This is a genomic window from Curtobacterium sp. MCBD17_026, assembly GCF_003234895.2.
GTDB classification, from domain to species: Bacteria; Actinomycetota; Actinomycetes; order Actinomycetales; family Microbacteriaceae; genus Curtobacterium; species Curtobacterium flaccumfaciens.
Window position 1 is genome coordinate 1,637,289 of the sequence record NZ_CP126281.1, and the last position, 19,104, is coordinate 1,656,392.

Annotated in this window: 16 protein-coding genes; 9 read left to right on the top strand and 7 right to left on the bottom strand. The window is 69.4% G+C overall.

Features of this window, described 5'->3' with window-relative positions; translation table 11 throughout:
- The first annotated feature begins 112 nt into the window (after window positions 1-112).
- From gap to DEI85_RS07690, 5 genes are all read left to right on the top strand, one after another.
- Window positions 113-1,117: a type I glyceraldehyde-3-phosphate dehydrogenase gene (gene gap / locus DEI85_RS07670; protein ID WP_027465689.1), complete on the top strand. Its 1,005-nt coding sequence runs from the start codon at window positions 113-115 to the stop codon at window positions 1,115-1,117.
- 3 nt (window positions 1,118-1,120) lie between these two features.
- Complete coding sequence (locus DEI85_RS07675; RefSeq protein ID WP_071244734.1) at window positions 1,121-2,338, top strand: phosphoglycerate kinase; 1,218 nt, start codon at window positions 1,121-1,123, stop codon at window positions 2,336-2,338.
- Between the two features lie 40 nt (window positions 2,339-2,378).
- Entirely contained in the window at window positions 2,379-3,158 is a 780-nt protein-coding gene (gene tpiA, locus DEI85_RS07680; RefSeq protein WP_111123665.1) for a triose-phosphate isomerase, read from the top strand.
- A gap of 111 nt (window positions 3,159-3,269) precedes the next feature.
- The gene (gene secG, locus DEI85_RS07685) at window positions 3,270-3,521 is read left to right on the top strand and encodes a preprotein translocase subunit SecG (RefSeq protein WP_017887256.1); all 252 of its coding nucleotides are present in this window, start codon (window positions 3,270-3,272) and stop codon (window positions 3,519-3,521) included.
- A 3-nt stretch (window positions 3,522-3,524) separates the two neighbouring features.
- Window positions 3,525-3,893: an RNA polymerase-binding protein RbpA gene (locus tag DEI85_RS07690; RefSeq protein ID WP_110862753.1), complete on the top strand. Its 369-nt coding sequence runs from the start codon at window positions 3,525-3,527 to the stop codon at window positions 3,891-3,893.
- Between the two features lie 835 nt (window positions 3,894-4,728).
- Here DEI85_RS07690 and pgl read toward each other — a convergent pair.
- The 6 genes from pgl to tkt form a co-directional block, all read right to left on the bottom strand.
- Window positions 4,729-5,499 carry a 6-phosphogluconolactonase gene (pgl, locus tag DEI85_RS07695; protein WP_027465685.1) on the bottom strand — a complete coding sequence of 257 codons (771 nt, stop codon included), beginning with the start codon at window positions 5,497-5,499 and terminating at the stop codon, window positions 4,729-4,731.
- Window positions 5,500-5,599: 100 nt separating this feature from the next.
- Complete coding sequence (locus DEI85_RS07700; RefSeq protein ID WP_111123675.1) at window positions 5,600-6,544, bottom strand: glucose-6-phosphate dehydrogenase assembly protein OpcA; 945 nt, start codon at window positions 6,542-6,544, stop codon at window positions 5,600-5,602.
- Window positions 6,541-8,079 (bottom strand): glucose-6-phosphate dehydrogenase, encoded by a 1,539-nt coding sequence (gene zwf / locus DEI85_RS07705; protein ID WP_027465683.1) that lies wholly within the window; start codon window positions 8,077-8,079, stop codon window positions 6,541-6,543. The genes DEI85_RS07700 and zwf overlap by 4 nt, the downstream gene beginning before the upstream one ends.
- A 22-nt stretch (window positions 8,080-8,101) precedes the next feature.
- Window positions 8,102-9,700 carry a phosphoglucose isomerase-related protein gene (locus DEI85_RS07710; protein WP_111123666.1) on the bottom strand — a complete coding sequence of 533 codons (1,599 nt, stop codon included), beginning with the start codon at window positions 9,698-9,700 and terminating at the stop codon, window positions 8,102-8,104.
- On the bottom strand, window positions 9,700-10,812 hold the full coding sequence (tal, locus tag DEI85_RS07715) for a transaldolase (RefSeq protein WP_110862757.1): 1,113 nt from the start codon (window positions 10,810-10,812) through the stop codon (window positions 9,700-9,702). Before tal ends, DEI85_RS07710 begins: the two co-directional genes overlap by 1 nt.
- Window positions 10,813-10,951: 139 nt before the next feature.
- A complete protein-coding gene (tkt, locus tag DEI85_RS07720; RefSeq protein WP_110862758.1) occupies window positions 10,952-13,045 on the bottom strand; it encodes a transketolase in 2,094 nt (697 codons plus the stop codon).
- A gap of 423 nt (window positions 13,046-13,468) precedes the next feature.
- On the opposite strand from tkt, the gene DEI85_RS07725 reads away from it, so the two are divergent.
- Window positions 13,469-14,395, top strand: coding sequence for a heme o synthase (locus DEI85_RS07725; RefSeq protein ID WP_110862759.1), 927 nt, complete (start codon window positions 13,469-13,471; stop codon window positions 14,393-14,395).
- A 399-nt stretch (window positions 14,396-14,794) separates the two neighbouring features.
- Here the strand turns inward: DEI85_RS07725 and DEI85_RS07730 are convergent, their stop codons facing one another.
- A complete protein-coding gene (locus DEI85_RS07730) occupies window positions 14,795-15,769 on the bottom strand; it encodes a COX15/CtaA family protein (RefSeq protein ID WP_111123667.1) in 975 nt (324 codons plus the stop codon).
- 251 nt (window positions 15,770-16,020) lie between these two features.
- Between DEI85_RS07730 and sufB the strand changes: the two genes are divergently transcribed.
- Genes sufB through DEI85_RS07745 form a run of 3 tightly spaced genes read left to right on the top strand, consistent with a single transcriptional unit; the run spans window position 16,021 to window position 19,067 of the window.
- Entirely contained in the window at window positions 16,021-17,439 is a 1,419-nt protein-coding gene (gene sufB, locus DEI85_RS07735) for a Fe-S cluster assembly protein SufB (protein ID WP_027465678.1), read from the top strand.
- The gene (gene sufD, locus DEI85_RS07740; RefSeq protein WP_258376349.1) at window positions 17,440-18,741 is read left to right on the top strand and encodes a Fe-S cluster assembly protein SufD; all 1,302 of its coding nucleotides are present in this window, start codon (window positions 17,440-17,442) and stop codon (window positions 18,739-18,741) included.
- Complete coding sequence (locus DEI85_RS07745; RefSeq protein ID WP_017887268.1) at window positions 18,741-19,067, top strand: non-heme iron oxygenase ferredoxin subunit; 327 nt, start codon at window positions 18,741-18,743, stop codon at window positions 19,065-19,067. The genes sufD and DEI85_RS07745 overlap by 1 nt, the downstream gene beginning before the upstream one ends.
- Window positions 19,068-19,104 lie beyond the last annotated feature (37 nt).

The following is a 19,104-nucleotide window of genomic DNA, read 5'->3' on the forward strand; positions in this document are numbered from 1 at the left end:
GGTCGTTACGGCGACGTTACGGGGCGTATCGTCCACCACACGCGGGCCCGCCAGGGTGCGCGACTCCCGAAAGCAGCGCCCCCTGGGCGCTCCACACTCACCAGGAGATCCATTGACCGTCAAGATCGGTATCAACGGCTTCGGCCGCATCGGCCGTAACTTCTTCCGGGCCGCCCTCGCGAAGGGCTCCGACCTCGAGATCGTGGCGGTGAACGACCTCACCGACAACGCGTCGCTCGCCAACCTGCTGAAGTTCGACTCCATCACGGGCAAGCTCCCCGCGACCGTCGAGCTCGACGGCGACAACATCGTCGTCGACGGCAAGGCCATCAAGGTCCTCGCCGAGCGCGACCCCGCCAACCTCCCCTGGGGCGAGCTGGGTGTCGACATCGTCATCGAGTCGACCGGTTTCTTCACCAAGGCCGCCGATGCGCAGAAGCACATCGACGCCGGTGCCAAGAAGGTCATCATCTCCGCTCCGGCCTCGGGTGACGACGTCACCATCGTGCTCGGCGTGAACGAGGGTCAGTACGACCCCGCGAACCACCACATCATCTCGAACGCGTCCTGCACCACGAACAGCCTCGCGCCGCTCGCCAAGGTGTTCCACGACAAGTTCGGCATCGAGCGTGGGCTCATGACGACGGTGCACGCCTACACCGCCGACCAGAACCTGCAGGATGGCCCGCACAAGGACCCCCGTCGTGCCCGTGCCGCCGCGCTGAACATCGTGCCGACCTCGACCGGTGCGGCGAAGGCCATCGGCCTCGTGCTCCCCGAGCTCGCCGGCAAGCTGGACGGCTTCGCGCTGCGTGTCCCGGTCCCCACCGGGTCGATCACCGACCTCACCCTCGAGACCAAGTCCGAGGTCACCGTCGACGAGATCAACGCCGCCTACAAGGAGGCCGCAGAAGGCCCCCTCAAGGGCATCCTGCTCTACAGCGAGGACCCGCTGGTGTCGACCGACATCACCACGGACCCGCACTCCTCGATCTACGACTCCGGCCTGACCAAGGTCATCGGCGGCCTCGTGAAGATCACCTCGTGGTACGACAACGAGTGGGGCTACTCGAACCGCCTCGTCGACCTCACCGAGTACGTCGGCGAGCGTCTGTAACACATGGCCCTCCGCACCCTCGAGGACCTCGGCGACCTCGCCGGCAAGCGCGTCGTCGTCCGTTGTGACCTGAACGTCCCGCTCAAGGACGGCACCATCACGGACGACGGCCGCGTCCGCGCGTCGCTGACCACGCTGAACACCCTCGTCAACGCCGGCGCACGCGTCATCGTGATCTCGCACCTGGGCCGCCCCGACGGGGAGCCCAAGCCCGAGTTCTCGCTCGCACCCGTGGCCCAGCGGCTCTCGGAGCTGCTCGGCAAAGAGGTCACGTTCGTCGGCGAGACCGTCGGCGACGAAGCGACCGCCGCGGCCGAGGCCCTCGAGGACGGCGACGTCCTGCTGCTCGAGAACCTCCGCTTCAACCCGGAGGAGACCTCGAAGGACGCCGCCACGCGCGGTGCCTTCGCGGACCGCATCGCCGCCCTCGGTGACGCCTTCGTCTCCGACGGCTTCGGTGTCGTGCACCGCAAGCAGGCCTCGGTCTACGAGCTCGCGTCCGCACTGCCCAGCGCAGCCGGTTCGCTGATCGAGACCGAGCTCCGCGTGCTCGAGCGACTGACCAAGGACCCGGAGCGCCCCTACACCGTGGTGCTCGGCGGTTCGAAGGTCAGCGACAAGCTCGGTGTCATCGACCACATCCTGCCGAAGGTCGACACCCTCTGCATCGGTGGCGGCATGCTCTTCACGTTCCTCGCGGCCCAGGGCCACGGGGTCGCGAAGTCGCTGCTCGAGGCCGACCAGCTCGACGTCGTCCGCGAGTACCTCTCGCGGGCGAAGGAGCTCGGTGTCACCATCGACCTGCCGACCGACGTCGTGGTGGCCTCCGGCTTCGCGGCCGACGCCGACCACGAGACCGTGGCGGCCGACGCCATCGAGTCCTCGTCGTTCGGCACGGACGGCATCGGCCTCGACATCGGCCCTGAGACCGCAGCGCGGTTCGCCTCGGCCGTCTCGGGTTCGAAGACCGTGTTCTGGAACGGCCCGATGGGCGTGTTCGAGTTCCCGGCCTTCGCCGCCGGCACGAAGACCGTCGCACAGGCGCTGACCGAGGTCGACGGCCTCGGCGTCGTCGGTGGTGGCGACTCCGCTGCCGCCGTGCGCTCGCTCGGCTTCTCGGACGACCAGTTCGGCCACATCTCGACCGGCGGCGGTGCGAGCCTCGAGTTCCTCGAGGGCAAGTCGCTGCCCGGTCTCGAAGCACTGGGGTGGACCGCATGACCCGGATGTCACTCCGTTCCGTGCTCTCGGGAGGCGCAGCATGAGCCGGGTTCCGCTGATCGCGGGTAACTGGAAGATGAACCTGGACCACCTCCAGGCCATCGCCACCGTGCAGAAGCTCGCGTGGACGCTCAAGGACGCCCGGCACGACTTCGACGACGTCGAGGTCGCGGTGTTCCCGCCGTTCACCGACCTGCGGAGCGTGCAGACGCTCATCTCGGCCGACAAGCTGCCCATCCACTTCGGTGCGCAGGACCTGTCGCAGTTCGACTCCGGCGCCTACACCGGTGACGTCTCCGGCGCGTTCCTCGCTGCACTCGACGCCCAGTACGTCATCGTCGGCCACTCCGAGCGGCGCACGCTGCACGGTGAGACCGACGAGGTCGTCGCGGCGAAGACCGCAGCGGCCGTCAAGCACGGTCTCGTCCCCGTGGTGTGCGTCGGCGAGACCGGCGAGCAGCGCGAAGAGCGCGGCGCCGGCGTCGTGCCGGTCGAGCAGCTCCGTGTCGTGCTCGACGCGGTGAAGCCCGCCGACATCGTCGTGGCGTACGAGCCCGTCTGGGCCATCGGCTCCGGCCGGGCGGCCACGGCCGAGCAGGCGCAGGACGAGTGCGCGGCCATCCGTCGTGGCATCGCCGCAGCCTGGGGCGACCAGGCTGCTGCCGACACCCGGGTGCTCTACGGCGGCTCGGTCAAGTCGGGCAACATCGCGGGGTTCCTCCGCGAGCCCGACATCGACGGCGCGCTCGTCGGTGGCGCTTCGCTCGACGTGCAGGAGTTCGCGGCCATCGCGCGGTTCCGTCAGCACGTCGGGCTGTAGTCCACGGGCGACGTCGTCGCGGGCAGTCGTCCGCACCACTCCCGTCCAGGTACCGGCCGTGCTCCGCGTGGCCGGTACACTGGTACGGCTGACTGACACGAAAGGTACGTCGTGGCGATACTCTCCGTCGTGCTGCAGGTCCTGCTCGCAATCACGAGCCTCCTGCTCACGCTCCTCATCCTGCTGCACAAGGGCCGCGGTGGTGGCCTCTCCGACATGTTCGGCGGTGGGGTCACGAGCAACCTCGGTGCGTCCGGCGTGGCCGAGCGCAACCTCAACCGCATCACGGTGATCCTCGGTCTGGTCTGGATCGTCTCCATCATCGTGCTCGGTCTCATCAACAAGTTCACGGCGGGGGTCTGATCCATGGCAAGCGGAGGCAGTGCAATCCGAGGGTCCCGCGTCGGCGCGGGCCCGATGGGCGAACAGGACCGCGGGGTCCAGGCCGAGCGCGTGGCGATCTCGTACTGGGACGCCCTGGGCAACGAGGTCGTGCGGTACTTCGCCGCGAACCTGCCCGACGAAGAGATCCCCGAGACGGTGGACTCGCCGTCGAGTGGTCTGCCGGCCGGGCGCGACAAGGAGAACCCTCCCGTGGTCTCCAAAACCGAGCCCTACAAGACCCACCTCGCGTACGTGAAGGAACGCCGCACCGAGGAAGAGGCAGCGCAGCTCCTCGAGGACGCGCTCCAGCAGCTCCGAGAGCGTCGCGGCACCGCGGCGAAGAAGAGCTAACGCTCAACGCTGACGAAGGCCCTTGCACCGATGGTGCGGGGGCCTTCGTGCGTCCGGGGGACTGCCGGCAGTGCTCGGCGCGCGGGTAGCCGGTTCGCCGAGAGGTCAGGACACGCCGCGGGCGGTGCGCCGAGGTGGCGCGTTGTGTCACCTGCGGCGGCCGCGGCCAACACTTCGTGACCGCTCGGCGTTGCGCCGGCGGGATGTCGCGACCGTTCGGCGCAGGTGTGCCGCGCGGGGTGGAGTGCGGGGTGGAGTGCGGGGTGGAGTGCTGGGTGCCGCGCCGAGAACCGGTTTGCCGAGTGGTCAGGACACGCCGCGTGCGGTGCGCCGAGGTGGCGCGTTGTGTCGCCTGCGGCGGCCGCAGACGACGGTTCCAGACCCGTCGGTGCCGGGCCGGCGGGGTGTCGCGACCGCTCGGCACAGGTGTGCCGCGCGGGGTGGAGTGCTGAGTGCCGCGCCGAGCGCCGGTTCGCCGAGTGGTCAGGACACGCCGCCTGCGGTGCGCCGTTGTGGCGCGTTGTGTCTCCTGCGGCGCCCGCAGACGACGGTTCCTGACCTCTCGGTGCCGCGCCGGCGGGGTGTCGCGACCGCTCGACGTGCCGGGTGCCGCGCCGAGCTCCGGTTCGCCGAGTGGTCAGGACACGCCGCGTGCGGTGCGCCGTGGTGGCGCGTTGTGTCGCCTGCGGCGCCCGCAGACGACGGTTCCAGACCGCTCGGCGTTGCGCCGGCGGGGTGTCGCGACCGCTCGACGCACGCGATGGGCGCGACCGCAGACGGACAGGAGGCCCGGTGCCAGCTGGCACCGGGCCTCCTGTCCGTCAGGAACGCGCGTCTAGTACGTCGACGCGATCAGATTCTCGGGGACGTCGCGCGCGGCGTCCTGGTCCACGAAGAAGACCGTGCGCTTGCGACCCTGCACGCCACCCACGGGGACGTCTTCGATCGACGCACCGGCGAGGGCCAGCCCGAGGACCGAGGCCTTCTCGGCACCGGAGAGGATCACCCAGACTCGCTGCGAGGCGTTGATCACCGGGAAGGTGACGGTCAGACGCTGCGGCGGCGGCTTGGGGGAGTCGTCGACCGACACGACGGCGCGGTCGGTGACGGTGAGCTGCGGGAACTCCGGGAAGAGCGAGGCGGTGTGTCCGTCGGGACCGACGCCGAGCAGCGTGATGTCGAAGCGCGGAGCGACGGCACCCTCGGGTGCGGCGTCCTGCAGCTCGCGCTCGTACTGGGTCGCAGCGGCCTCGATGTCGAGCCCGCCGTCCGACGCCGGCATCGGGTGGATGTTCGACGCGGGGATGTCGACGTGGTCGAAGAAGTCGGTCTGCGTGCCGATCGTGTTGCGGTCGGCGTCGTCCGCCGGAACCCAGCGCTCGTCGACCCACCAGACGTGCACCTTCGACCAGTCGACGCTCTCGCGCGCCGGCGACTGGCCGATCGCGGCGAGGACCAGGGAGGACACCGAGCCACCGCTGATCGCGATGTCGGCACGCTCCTGCTCGTCGAGCACGTCGATGATCTTGGTGATGAAGCGTGCGGCGACCGAAGCGCCGAGGGCCTGCTTGTCCGGGTGCACGAGCACCCGCCGTTCGTTGGTCACGTGACTCCCGTGTTCGTGGCGGCTGACCGGTCGTCCGACCGCCTTCGGTCCGGTCGGGCCGCCTGCACCAGACAGGCGGCCCGACCGTGTGGGGTGTGGATCAGCGGGCGATGGTCTCGCGCAGCTGGGGCACCCCGTGCTTGACGACGTCTCCGAAGAGGACGTCCGGGTCGAGTCTACGGAGTTCCTCGGCCAGGCAGTCGCGCAGGTTGCGGCGTGGCAGCGACAGGTCGTGCGTCGGCTGCCCGGGCATCGACAGCGTCGCGACGTCGACCAGGGACCGTTCGAGCTCGATGGTGCCGGACTCACGCACGAGCTTCACACCGTGGATGCCGCTCGACCCCGTCGCGCGCGGTGACGTGACGACGGACACCGGCACCCGGAGCTGCAGCTGGAGCCAGGCGGCGAGCAGGATCGTCGACGGGCTGTCAGACGCTCCGGAGACCTCCACCGCGGTGATCGGCTCGTACGGCGGCTGGTCGAGCGCCGCGGCGAGCTGGTTGCGCCACAGGGTCAGGCGAGTCCAGGCGAAGTCGGTGTCACCCGGAACGTAAGACGCCCCGAGGGCCTCGATCGCGCCGTTCGGGTCCTTCTGCGCGGCCGCGTCGGTGATCCGTCGCTGCGCGATGCGGCCGAGGGCCGACGCCGCGGGCTGCTCGGGAGCGGTCTGCGGCCACCAGGCCACGACGGGTGCGTCGGGCAGCAGGAGGCCGGTGACCAGGCTCTCCTCGTCGGTCGCGGTCTCGCCGTACGCGCGCAGGACGATGACCTCGCTCGCACCCGCGTCGCTGCCGACACGGATCTGCGCGTCGAGACGACCGGGGGACTTCGTGTCACCGCTGTTCTTCGAGACGATGATCACGCGCATCGGGTGCTCGCGGGACGCCTCGTTCGCCGCCTCGATCGCCTCTTCCTCGTGGCCGAGGGCCGTCGAGACGATGAGGGTCAGCACGCGACCGAGGGCGACGGCGCCGCCCTCCTCGCGGATGCGGACGAGCTTCTTCTGGATCCTCGACACCGTGGTGTCGGGCATGTCGATCTTCACGGACGCCTCCAGGTCCGACCATCGCGGGCGAGCAGGGCGTCGGCGGATGCCGGGCCCCACGTGCCGGGACGGTACTGCTCGGGCTGGCCCTGCGTGGCCCAGAACTCCTCGATGGGGTCGAGGATCTTCCAGGACAGCTCGACCTCCTGGTGCCGCGGGAACAGCGGCGGGTCACCGAGGAGCACGTCGAGGATGAGTCGCTCGTACGCCTCGGGGGATGCTTCGGTGAACGCGTGGCCGTAGCCGAAGTCCATCGTCACGTCGCGCACCTGGGTGCCGACGCCGGGGACCTTCGAACCGAAGCGGAGCGTGACGCCCTCGTCCGGCTGGACACGGATGACGAGCGCGTTCTGACCGAGCGGGGACTGCGTGTTGCCGTAGACGTCCTCGGGGACACGCTTGAACACGATCGCGATCTCGGTCACACGACGGCCCAGGCGCTTGCCGGCGCGCAGGTAGAACGGGACGCCCTGCCAGCGGCGCGTCGCGATGTCGAGCTTGATCGCCGCGTACGTCTCGGTGCCGGACTCGGGGTTCATCCCGGCCTCCTCGAGGAAGCCGAGCACCTTCTCGCCGCCCTGCCAGCCGCCGTCGTACTGCCCGCGGGCGGTGGCGGTCGACAGGTCCTCGGGCAGACGTACGGCGGAGAGCACCTTCTCCTTCTCGGCACGCAGGTCGGCGGCCTTGAACGAGACGGGCTCCTCCATCGCGGTGAGTGCGAGGAGCTGCAGCAGGTGGTTCTGGATGACGTCGCGCGCTGCGCCGATGCCGTCGTAGTACGCGGCACGCCCGGCGACGCCGATGTCCTCGGCCATCGTGATCTGCACGTGGTCGACGTAGTTCGAGTTCCAGATGGGTTCGTACATCTGGTTCGCGAACCGGAGCGTCAGGAGGTTCTGGACGGTCTCCTTGCCGAGGTAGTGGTCGATGCGGAACACGTCGTCGGGCGCGAAGACGCTCTCGACGATCGCGTTGAGCTCGCGTGCCGTGCGGAGGTCGGAGCCGAACGGCTTCTCGACGACCACGCGGCTCCAGGAGCCCTCGCGCTTCTCGGTCAGCCCGGACAGCTTCAGCTGCTCGGTGACGACCGGGAACATCTTCGGCGGGATCGACAGGTAGAACGCGTGGTTGCCCAGCGTCCCGCGCTCGGCGTCGAGGTCGTCGACGGTGCGCTTGAGCTCGCGGAACGCCTCGGGGTCGTCGAACGAGCCCTGCACGAAGCGGATGCCCTGTTCGAGCTGACGCCACACGTCCTCGTCGAACGGGGTGCGGGAGTGCTCCTTGACGGCGTCGTGGACGAGCTGGGAGAAGTCTTGGTCCTCCCAGTCGCGACGAGCGAACCCGACGAGCGCGAACCCCGGGGGCAGGAGCCCCCGGTTGGCCAGGTCGTAGACCGCGGGCATCAGCTTCTTGCGTGACAGGTCGCCCGTCACGCCGAAGATGATGAGCGTGCTCGGTCCCGCGATCCGGTTCAGTCGACGATCCGTCGGCAGCCGGAGCGGGTTGTGCTCCGGGGTGATTGCCACCGGTGACATGAGTCGGTGAACTCCTTACGAGTCAGTGGGAGACGGCGGACGCGATCGCCGCGGTGGCGGCGTGGACGTCCGACGTCGTGAGGGTGAGGACCGGCCGGCCGTGCTCGGCGAGGACACTCGCGTCGCCGGCTGCCTGGGCCCGGAGGAGCTGCCCGAACGTGAACGGCCGACCCGGGATCGCCAGGTCGTCCGCTTCGTCGGCCACGATCTGCAGGAACACTCCTGTGGCGGGGCCGCCCTTGTGGTACTGGCCGGTCGAGTGCAGGAACCGAGGTCCGTACCCGAAGGTGACGGGGCGTCCGGTACGCGCCGCGATCGCGTCGCGCAGCGACTCGAGGCCGCTGTTCGTGGTGCGGTCGACGTACGCCTGCACCGCCACGTAGCCGGTCGGGTCGAGTGCGGACAGGAGGCCCGACACGGCTTCCGAGAGCGTCGCACCGACCGCGAGTCCGGGCGTCGCGCGGACGGCGATGCCGTCCTCGGAGAACGCCGGCTCCGCCGGAGCGGGGCGGTCGTCGAGCAGCGCGCGGGTCGCGACCTTGGCGGCCTCGACGTCGGGCTGGTCGAACGGGTTGATGCCGAGCAGGCGACCGGCGACCGCGACGGCGTACTCCCAGACGAGGATCTGGCCGCCGAGCGTGCCGGTGATCTCGACCTCGCCCTCGGCCACGTGACGCTCGTCCTCGCGCGAACCGACCAGGCGGATGACCTGGACGTCGGGCAGGCCGGCGGTGACCTCGGGGGAGTCCGCGTGCAGCACGACGGGCAGCAGGCCGCGGCCGTCCTTGCCGGTCGACTCCGCGATCAGCTGTTCGACCCAGTCGCCGAAACCGACGATGTGCGTGCCGTCGGGCACGATGGCGATCTTGTCGCGCAGCGGCTCGGTTCCGGCGAGGACCGCACCGAGCACGAGCCCGGGGTTCTCGTCCAGGTCGACCGAGAGCAGCGCGGAGATCGCGTCGGCCTCGTCGAGGAGTTCGGCGATGTCCGCTCCCGCGAGCCCGGACGGCACGAGGCCGAAGGCGGTGAGCGCGGAGTAGCGGCCGCCGACCGTGGGGTCGGCGGTGAAGACGCGGTAGCCGGCGTCGATCGCAGCGGCCTCGAGCGCGGAGCCCGGGTCGGTGACGACGACGATGCGGCGGGCCGGGTCGATTCCGGCGTCGCGGAAGGCCTGCTCGTAGACACGACGCTGCGAATCGGTCTCGAGCGTCGAACCGGACTTCGACGAGACCACGAGCACGGTGCGCTCGAGGTCGGTCGTCACGGCTGCGCGGACCTGTGCGGGGTCGGTCGAGTCGAGGACCGTGAGGGGCACGCCAGCGGTGCGCGTGATGACCTCGGGTGCGAGGGACGAGCCGCCCATGCCGGCGAGGACGACGTGGTCGACCCCTTCGGCACGGAGCGACTCGCGCAGCGCGGTCACCTCGGCGACGAGCGGGCGGGAGACCGAGACGGCCTCCACCCAGCCGAGGCGCTTCGACGCCTCGGCCTCGGCGGCGGTTCCCCACAGATCGGCGTCCTGGGCGGTGATGCCCGAGGCCACCAGGTCAGCGACGAGCCGCGGGACCACCTGTTCGATGGCCCGCGCGGCGTCGCCGCTGGCTGCGATGGAAACCGTCACTACTTGGCGCCCTCGAGCGCGTTCTTGACGGTGTCGACGAGCTCGCCCCAGGAGACGTTGAACTTGTCCACGCCCTCCTTCTCGAGCAGTGCGACGACCTCGTCGTAGTCGACGCCCTGTGCGGCGAGCTGGTCGAGGACCTGCTGTGCCTGGTCGAACGTGCCGGCGATGGCGTCGCCGTGGATCTCAGCGTGGTCGAACGTGGCGTCGAGCGTCTTGCCCGGCATCGTGTTGACGGTGTTCGGGGCGGCGAGCTCGGTCACGTAGAGCGTGTCGGGGAGCGACGGGTCCTTGACACCGGTCGAGGCCCAGAGCGGACGCTGCGTGTTGGCGCCGGACTCGAGCAGGCCGAGGGCACGCTCCGAGGCGAACGCCTCGGTCCAGACCTGGTAGGCGAGCTGCGCGTTGGCGATGCCGGCCTTCGACTTGAGGGCCTTGGCCTCGTCGGTGCCGACGGCGTCCAGGCGCTTGTCGATCTCGGAGTCGACGCGCGACACGAAGAAGGACGCGACCGAGTGGATCTTGGAGAGGTCGTGGCCGGCGGCCTTGGCCTTCTCGAGCCCACCGAGGTAGGCGTCGATGACGGCGCGGTAGCGCTCGAGCGAGAAGATCAGGGTGACGTTGACGGAGATGCCGGCGCCGATGACCTCGGTGATCGCCTCGAGGCCCTCGAGCGTCGCCGGGATCTTGATGAGGACGTTCTCCTTGCCGACCTTCTCGAACAGGAACTTGGCCTGCTCGATGGTCTTGGCGGTGTCGTGCGCGAGGCCCGGCTCGACCTCGATCGAAACGCGGCCGTCGAAGCCCTTGGTCTCGTCGTAGATCGGCTTGAAGACGTCGGAGGCGTTCGCGACGTCCTGCGTGGTGATCTCGAAGATCGCGTCGGTGACGTCGGTGCCCGCAGCGGCGAGCTCCTTGACCTGCGAGTCGTAGCGCTCGCCCTTGGCGAGGGCCGACGCGAAGATCGTCGGGTTGGTCGTCACGCCGACGACGTTCTTCTGCTCGATGAGCTCGGTGAGCTTGCCGGTCTCGAGGAGCTCGCGGGAGAGGTCGTCGAGCCAGATGCTCACGCCGACCGCGGAGAGGGCGGCGGTGGGGGTGTTCTCAGCCATGTGTTTCTCTTCTTCTTTCATCGACGGGTCCGTGAGGACCGTGAGTCGGGGTTTCGGGGACGGGAGGCCCGTGGCGGAACCGAGCCGGGCCTCCCGGAAGAAGGGCCGGATCCGGCAAACCGGACCCGGCCCTTGCAGGTCAGGAAGCTGCGATCGATTCCTTCGCGGCGGCCACGACGTGCTCCGTCGTGAAGCCGAACTCCTTGAAGAGCGTCTGGTAGTCGGCCGATGCACCGAAGTGCTCGATCGAGACGCTGCGGCCCTTGTCGCCGACGATGTCGCGCCAGCTCATGGCGATGCCGGCCTCGACCGACACGCGAGCGGTGACGTTCTTCGGGAGCACCTGGTCCTGGTAGTTCTCGGACTGGGCGCGGAACCACTCGATCGACGGGGCGCTCACGACGCGGGCGTTGATGCCCTCGGCCTTGAGCTGCTCGCGTGCCTCGACCGCGATCTGGACCTCGGAACCGGTCGCGATGAGGATGACGTCCGGGGTGCCGTTGGGCGCCTCGGCCAGGATGTACGCACCCTTGGCGACGTTCTTCGCCGAGGCGAAGACCTCACCGGAGGCGTCACCCTCGCCACGCTCGAACACGGGGAGGTTCTGACGGCTCAGCGCGATGCCGGCCGGGCGGTCGGTGTGCTTGAGCATCTCGAGCCACGCGTACGCGACCTCGTTGGCGTCGGCCGGGCGGACGACGTCGAGACCGGGGATCGCGCGGAGCGACGAGACCTGCTCGATCGGCTGGTGCGTCGGGCCGTCCTCGCCGAGGGCGATGGAATCGTGGGTCCAGACGTAGATCGCCGGCGCCTGCATGAGCGCGGCGAGACGGACAGCCGGACGCATGTAGTCGCTGAAGATGAGGAACGTGCCACCGAAGGGGCGGGTGTTCCCGTGCAGGACGATGCCGTTGAGGATCGAGCCCATCGCGTGCTCGCGGATGCCGAAGTGCAGCACGCGGCCGTACGGGTCGGTGCTCCACGTCGAGGTCGAGGCCTCGGCCGGACCGAAGGACTTGGCGCCCTCGATCGTGGTGAGGTTCGACTCGGCGAGGTCGGCCGAACCGCCCCAGAACTCGGGCATCAGCGGCGCGATGGCGTTGATGACCTTGCCGGAGGCGGCACGGGTCGAGACGGCCTTGTCGGTCGGGAACACCGGGAGCGCTGCCTCGAGGCCCTCCGGGAGCTCCTTCGACTGGACACGGTCGAACAGCGCCTTCTTGTCGGCATTGGCCGCGGCCCACGCGTCGAAGGTCTTCTGCCACTCGGCGTGCTCGGCCTGGCCCTTGGCGACGGCGCCGCGGGTGTACTCGAGGACCTCGGGGGCGACCTCGAAGGTCTTGTCGGTGTCGAAGCCGAGGACCTCCTTGAGGCCCTTGATCTCGTCGGCGCCGAGCGCCGAACCGTGGATCTTGCCCGAGTTCTGCTTGGTCGGCGACGGCCAGCCGATGATCGTCTTGAGGACGATGAGCGACGGCTTGTCGGTGACCTGCTTGGCGGCCTCGATCGCGGCGTGGAGCTCCTCGACGTCCTCGGAGTACTCGCCGGTCTTCTTCCAGTCGACGACCTGGACGTGCCAGCCGAGCGCCTCGTAGCGGTCGGCGACGCTCTCGGAGAACGCGATGTCGGTGTTGTCCTCGATCGAGATCTGGTTCGAGTCGTAGAACGCGATGAGGTTGCCGAGCTGCTGACGGCCGGCGAGCGAGCCGGACTCGTTCGTCACGCCTTCCTGCATGTCGCCGTCGCCGGCGATCACGTAGGTGTAGTGGTCGAACGGCGACTGGCCGGCCGGGGTCTCCGGGTCGAACAGGCCGCGCTCGAAGCGCTGGGCGTAGGCGAAGCCGACCGAGGACGCGAGGCCCTGGCCGAGCGGGCCCGTGGTGATCTCGACGCCGTCGGTGTGGCCGTACTCCGGGTGACCCGGGGTCTTCGAGCCCCACTTGCGCAGGTGCTGCAGGTCCTCGATCTCGAGCCCGTAGCCGTGCAGGTAGAACTGCACGTACTGCAGGATCGAGGCGTGACCGGCGGAGAGGATGAAGCGGTCGCGGCCGATCCAGGTGGAGTCGCTCGGGTCGCGACGCATCACCTTCTGGAAGAGCAGGTGGGCGAGCGGAGCGAGGCTCATCGCGGTGCCGGGGTGACCGTTGCCGGCGGCCTCGACCGAGTCGGCGGCGAGAACGCGGGCCGTGTCGACGGCCTTCCGGTCGATGGCGTCCCAGGTGAATTCAGCCACTTGGATGTTGACCCTTCTTGATGCGACATGTGCGAGGGCTCGTGCCATCGCACGGACATGTGGCCATCCCGGGGCCGAGTCGTGTCGCCGTCTAGCGGCGGCCGACCGGCTCATCGCGGCCGACGTCATCGGGGCGCGCACTGCGGGAGGGCGTGTCCAGCATAGTGACCCGGTACTCAGAAGGGGTTCAGGTGACCCCCGATGTTCACACCGGGGTGGCCGACGACGGTCGATCCGGGCGTGTCGAGCGCTCCGAATCACGCCGGGATGTCGGAGCGGGGCACCGTCGCGGCGCTTCGATCACGTAAACTGGTCGGGACCCGTGGACATTCCGGGTCAGCGCATGCCCGGACGCCGTCGCAGTCGTCCACCGAGTGTGCGAGCTGATGCGAACAGACTGAGGTTCTCTTGCCGACTGCCACCGTGACCCGGCCCGACACCGATCGACCCCGATCGCCGCTGTCCCGCAAGGTCCGTGCGTACGTCTCGTTGACGAAGCCGCGCGTGATGGAGCTGCTGCTCGTCACCACGGCGCCGACGATGTTCCTCGCCGAACGCGGCGTCCCCGACCTGTGGCTCGTCTTCTGGACGATGCTCGGCGGAGCGATGTCGGCCGGTTCGGCGTCGGCGTTCAACTGCTACATCGACCGCGACATCGACCGGCTGATGAAGCGGACCAGCACCCGCCCGCTCGTCACCGGTGAGCTGTCCGACCGCGAAGCGCTCGTGTTCTCGTGGGTGCTCGGCATCCTGTCGACCGCGGTGCTCGGGTTCCTGGTGAACTGGCTCGCCGCGGCGCTGAGCGTCATCGCGATCCTCATCTACGTGTTCGTCTACACGCTGTGGCTCAAGCGCCGCACCCCGCAGAACATCGTCTGGGGCGGCTCGGCCGGCTGCATGCCGGTGCTCATCGGCTGGGCGGGCGTCACCGGGTCGCTGACCTGGACCCCGGTCATCCTGTTCATGGTGATCTTCCTCTGGACGCCGCCGCACTACTGGCCGCTGTCGATGAAGTACCGCGACGACTACGACGCGGCCGACGTGCCGATGCTCGCCGTGGTTCGCGGCCGAACCGTCGTCGGCCTGCAGGTCGTGCTGTACGCCTGGGCGACGCTCGTCTGCTCGCTCCTGCTCATCCCGGTCGGGCACATGGGGCCGCTCTACACGGTCGTCGCGCTGGCCGGCGGTGTCTGGTTCGTCCTCGAGTCGCACCGCCTCTACTCGCGGGCGATCCAGCACGTCGAGCACGTGCAGCCGATGCGCGTCTTCCACAGCTCGATCACGTACCTGACGCTGCTCTTCATCGCCGTGGGCATCGACCCGCTGCTGCCGCAGGTCTTCACCTTCTAGGCGGTCGAGCGGGCGCCCGCGCGCGCTCGGTCCGCCGGACGCCGTCGTGTCCGGCTGACGCCGTCGTGTGCGGCTGTTCGTACGACGCCGTCGTGTCGGCACGACACCCACCCATCCGCCGGGACGCCGCCGAATCCGGCGGCGTCTCGCGCGCTCCGCGGTGTCTCCGGACGACGCCGGCGCTCTGTGCTGGGCACGGGCGGCCCGGAGGCACGGTGCGGGCCCGCCACGGGCCTCCAGGCCGGCGCTGCCGGCGTCGGCCGCGGGGCGGACGCGCGCAGCTGCGGACCGCGCGTGGTGCGCCCGTTGGTCATGCCCACCGTCAACGCGACACCCCACGAGTCGAACGACTCGTGGGGTGTCGGAGAACGGGTGCCGAGCGCGCGACGCGCCCGGGCGTCAGGCGTCGATGGTTTCCCGGACGGCGTCTCGACCGGCCGAGGCCCGCGTCGACAGCACCACGGCGGTCACCGCACCGACGAGCAGCCCGGCGAGCACCATGTGCGTGCCGACGAGCCCGACGGGCAGACCCGTGCGCGCCTGCGTGAGGCCGACGGCGATCTGCAGGAACTCGACGACGAGCAGCAGCAGCGGCCACTTGCTCGGACGACCCAGGCGGACGGCTCCGATGACGAGCACCAGGGTCAGCGCGAAGAGGGCGTACGCGGGCCAGGCGTGCACGTGCTCCATGACCGCGGGGTCGAACCCGGTGCGATGCAGACGCCCACCGTCGACCGCGGCGTCGGCTCCGGCGTGCGGACCGCTGCCGGTGGTCAGGATGCCGACGAGCACGGTCACGACGACGGCGGCGACGGTGCCGCGGACGACACCCGTGTACCAGCCGGGGACGAGGCACTGGGCGGTCCGCGGGCCGTGCGTCGTCCGGTAGACCAGCGCAGCGGTCACCGAGGTGAGGGCGGCGGAGACGACGAAGTGCAACCCCACCACGAAGGGGTTCAGGTTCGTCCACACGCTCATGCCGCCGATGACGGCCTGCACCGGGATCGCGACGCCCTGAGCGAACGCCAGCCAGAACAGTTCGGGGCGCGTGCGGAGCATCCGGACGACCGCGAGGAACATCGCGACGGCCACGATCACGAGCACGAAGGTGAGCAGGCGGTTGCCGAACTCGATGATGCCGTGGATGCCCATCTCCGGCGTGGAGACCAGCGAATCCGCCGTGCACTTGGGCCAGGTGGGGCATCCGAGGCCCGAGGCGGTGAGGCGTACCAGGCCCCCGGTGCCGATCAGCACGACCTCGACCACGAAGGACGCCCAGGCCAGTGCGACGACGCGACGGTCCACCACGCGGGGGAGCGACCACCACCGTCCGGTCCGGAGATCCTGCTCGACGGGGGATCCGACGCGTGTCACGAGGGTGGTGCCTTCCTGTTGTTCCGTGCAGTGAACCTGTAGGATTCGAGGGTTCAGCAGCAGTCAAGTCTAGGCAGGCGCCGGCTCCGAATGGGCCGAGATCGCCGATCACTCCACGGACTGCGTGGAACCATTGTCGTTGCGAGGGAGCAGCACCGGGTCCGCATGTCAGCGGTCCGCGGTGGAATGGCGTCCAGACGCCACGGGTTCACACCTGTAACGCTGTCCCGCGAGAAGGAAACGAGGAGACCATGTCCGACGTGCTCATCGACCGTCCCGAGCTCGAAGGGCTCGGCCAATACGAGTTCGGCTGGTCCGACTCCGACTCGGCAGGGTCCTCCGCCCGTCGTGGGATCTCGGAAGAGGTCGTCACCGACATCTCGAACCTCAAGAACGAGCCCGAGTGGATGCTGAAGAACCGCCTCAAGGGGCTGTCGCTCTTCGGCCGCAAGCCGATGCCGACGTGGGGTGCCGACCTGACGGGCATCGACTTCGACAACATCAAGTACTTCGTGCGTTCCACGGAGAAGCAGGCGCAGTCGTGGGAAGACCTCCCCGAGGACATCCGTGCGACCTACGAGAAGCTCGGCATCCCCGAGGCCGAGCGCCAGCGCCTCGTCGCCGGCGTCGCCGCGCAGTACGAGTCCGAGGTCGTCTACCACCAGATCCGCGAGGACCTGGAGCAGCAGGGCGTCATCTTCATGGACACCGACACGGCGCTCCGTGAGCACCCCGAGCTGTTCGAGGAGTACTTCGGCACCGTGATCCCGGCCGGCGACAACAAGTTCGCCGCGCTGAACACGGCCGTCTGGTCCGGTGGCTCGTTCGTCTACGTCCCCAAGGGCGTCCACGTCGAGATCCCGCTGCAGGCCTACTTCCGGATCAACACCGAGAACATGGGTCAGTTCGAGCGGACGCTGATCATCGCGGACGAGGACTCGTACGTCCACTACATCGAGGGCTGCACCGCCCCGATCTACAAGTCCGACTCGCTGCACTCGGCCGTCGTCGAGATCATCGTGAAGAAGAACGCCCGCGTTCGGTACACGACGATCCAGAACTGGTCGAACAACGTCTACAACCTCGTCACCAAGCGTGCGATCGCACACGAGGGCGCGACGATGGAGTGGATCGACGGCAACATCGGGTCCAAGGTCACGATGAAGTACCCGTCGATCTACCTCGCCGGCGAGCACGCCAAGGGCGAGACGCTCTCCGTCGCCTTCGCGGGCCCCGGTCAGCACCAGGACGCCGGCGCGAAGATGATCCACATGGCGCCGTACACGACGTCGTCGATCGTCTCGAAGTCGATCGCCCGTGGTGGCGGTCGTGCGGGCTACCGCGGTGAGGTCCGGGTCGACCCGGCCGCGCACCACGCCGCCAACACCGTGCGCTGCGACGCCCTGCTGGTCGACACGATCAGCCGGAGCGACACCTACCCGGCGATCGACATCCGTGTCGACGACGTGCAGCTGGGACACGAGGCCACGGTCTCGCGTGTCAGCGAGGAGCAGCTCTTCTACCTCATGTCCCGCGGCATGGCCGAGGACGAGGCGATGGCGATGATCGTCCGTGGCTTCATCGAGCCGATCGCCCGCGAGCTCCCGATGGAGTACGCACTCGAACTCAACAAGCTCATCGAGATGAGCATGGAAGGATCCGTCGGCTAGATGTCCAGCACCACCCCTCCCCACATCGACCAGCCGATCGAGCCCGCTGCCGCAGCGCAGGGCGGCACCCAGCACGGCGCCGGAGCCCACTCCGACGGCGGCTGGGACGCCCCCGACAAGAAGGTGCCGGTCCAGACCCGCTCCGAGCGGTTCCAGTCCGGCGACGTCGAGGCGTTCCCGAAGGTCACCGGCCGAGAGGTCAACTGGAAGTTCGCGCCGCTCGCCAAGCTCCAGCCGCTGCTGGACGGCGGACTCGACGGATCCGCCTACCCGTACCTCGCCCGCCAGTCCGAGGGTGCCGACGTCGAGTGGGGTCGGAGCGACGACCCGCGGGTCGGTTCCGCCGGGCTGCCCGAGGACCGCGCCTCGGCCGCCGCCTGGACCGCGCGTGACGCCGTGCTGGCGATCACGATCAAGGCCACCGAGGCACACGAGTTCATCACGGTGACCCGCTCCGACTTCGGGTCGCAGCCCCGCGCCGCACACACGGTCATCACGGCCGAGCCGAACGCGCAGGGCATCGTCGTGCTCGACAACCGCGGCAGCGCCCTGCTCAGCGAGAACGTCGAGATCGTCGCGCAGCAGAACGCGCGACTGACCGTCGTCAGCCTGCAGGACTGGGACGACGACGCCGTGCACGTCGCGACGCACTTCGCCGAGGTCGGTCGCGACGCGTTCCTCAAGCACGTCGTGGTCTCGCTCGGCGGCGACGTCATCCGGGTCAACCCGTCGACGCACCTCGGTGCGCAGGGCGCCGACACGGAGATGTACGGCGTGTACTTCGCCGACGCCGGCCAGTACATCGAGCAGCAGGTCTACGTGAACCACGACGCGCCCAACACGCGCGGTCGGGTCAACTACAAGGGGGCGCTGCAGGGCCAGGGCGCGCACACCGTCTGGATCGGTGACGTCCTGATCGGCCGCGCCGGCGACGGCACCGACTCGTACGAGCAGAACCGCAACCTCGTGCTGACCGACGGCACCCGTGCCGACAGCATCCCGAACCTCGAGATCGAGACGGGCAACATCGAGGGCGCCGGGCACGCGAGTGCGACCGGTCGCTTCGACGACGAGCAGCTGTTCTACCTGCAGTCCCGCGGAGTCCCGGAAGAAGAGGCCCGGCGCCTCGTCGTGCTCGGTTTCCTGGTCGAGGTCATCCAGAAGATCGGCGCCCCCGAGCTCGAGGAACGCCTCATCGCGGCGGTCGAGCAGGAGCTGGCCGAGGGCCGTTCGGTCATCGCCGCACCGGCCGAAGCCATCGCCGCACCGGCCGAGGCCGGCGCCACGGAGGCCAACGCCTGATGGCCGAGAAGGTCTGCGCCGAAGCCGACATCGCGGTGGACAGCCCGATGCGCGTGGTCGTCGGCGGCACGGCGGTCGCGATCGTGAAGGACTCGTCCGGCACGGTCCACGCCATCGGCGACACCTGCACGCACGGCGACATCTCGCTGGCCGAGGGCTTCGTCGAGGGAGACTCGCTGGAGTGCTGGGCCCACGGGTCTCGCTTCTCGCTGACCACCGGCAAGCCGCAGAACTTCCCGGCCTACGAGCCCGTCCCGGTCTTCCGGGTCGAGGTCCGCGACGGCGACGTCTACGTCGACGTGCAGGACGTCGTCCCGGTCGACTGAGCACCCCCACCACTTCCCGCGGCTGACGCCGCACCAC